The 1,347-nt window shown below is 45.1% G+C and carries 2 protein-coding genes; both read right to left on the bottom strand.

The features are described 5' to 3' along the window. Positions 1-647, bottom strand: a 647-nt coding sequence (locus A3766_RS03735) for a peptidylprolyl isomerase (protein WP_068641706.1), incomplete at its 3' end; no start/stop codon positions are given. Between the two features lie 117 nt (positions 648-764). Continuing rightward, positions 765-1,347: respiratory nitrate reductase subunit gamma (narI, locus tag A3766_RS03730; RefSeq protein WP_068641705.1), on the bottom strand; the 583-nt coding region annotated here is incomplete at its 5' end.

Genomic DNA, 1,347 nt, shown 5'->3' with positions numbered 1-1,347 from the left:
TCTTTAACCATCTCATAAGGTAAAGCTTTACCTTCTTCTTTGTGGTTAATGAAAACAACATGCACACCATAACGGCTTTCGATTGGCGCACTGGCTAAACCTTCAGGACAATTGAATAACTGACGTTCGAATTCTGGCACAGTTTGGCCTTTACCAAGCTGCCCAAGGTGACCACCCGTCTCTTTTGAAGGGCATTTGGAATGCATCTTGGCCAGCTCTTCAAACTGCCCAATATTTTCTTGTAAGCGTTTAATCAGTTGCTCTGCCAGTTCCGTTGCTTCGGAACGAGCATTGGCATCATCGGGTGATGCATCAAGCAAGATATGACGCGCCTCGACCAAGGGGCTGGTCATGAATTTTTTAGGATTTGCTTCAAAATACTGACGGCAATCATCTTCACTGGCCGAAGGTACTTCGACTTCGGTATCTAACAAAGCTTCAAGAAACGCATCTTCAGTACTCTGGGCTTCTTGGCTCTTTGCACCACCTGCTAGATTTAAAGCTTCAGCACGCTGCTTAAGAAGCTCACTGATAATCAGAGACTCACAAGCCTTATTTTTCGATTCCGTGTGCGTTTGGGCCACGTGGTACTGCATTTCTTTGACGATGGCTGTTTCATCAAATTCTGTTTGATTCACTCGGATCATATCTAACTCCAACTTAGTCTATATTTTCAAAGGGGTCAGACTCGATTGAAACTAAGGTTTCAATCGAGTCTGACCCCTTTGAAAATATCCCCGCGCTTTGCGGGGATAAGATGGCTATTAAGCCTTACTACGTACAACCTGATAGTTACGAGAGAAGTACTTAACTGGCACACTCCAAACATGAACTAAACGGCTGAATGGGAAGACCAAGAACAAAGTCATACCCAAGGCTACGTGTAGCTTAAAGATTGGGTGAACATCAGCAATCGCTGCTGAAGCTTCAACGCCGTTAAACAAGACCATATTTTGCGCCCAGCTCATTAGCTTAACCATTTCAACACCATCCAGGTGACCCATCGATACGAAGATCGAGATCAAGCCTAGTAGTAGCTGAACCAACAACAAGAGTAGGATAAGGATATCCATTCTTGAGCTAGTCGCTCGCACTCGCTCATTACCTAAACGACGCTTAACAAGAATCACCAAGCCATATAAGCACACCAGGCCAAAGAAGCCACCCATGCCCATTGCGACCATTTGCTTGAAACTATCGCTTACGCCAAGTGTTTCCCATACCACATGTGGCGTTAATAGGCCCACAAAGTGCCCCATCAAAACCATAATGATACCCACGTGGAAAGGGCGGCTGCCTTTTCGTAATTGAGCACTTTCTAACATCTGGCTTGAACCAGTTTTCCAG

This window comes from Oleiphilus sp. HI0132, assembly GCF_001635845.1.
This window is presented reverse-complemented; position numbering and strand designations above follow the sequence as displayed.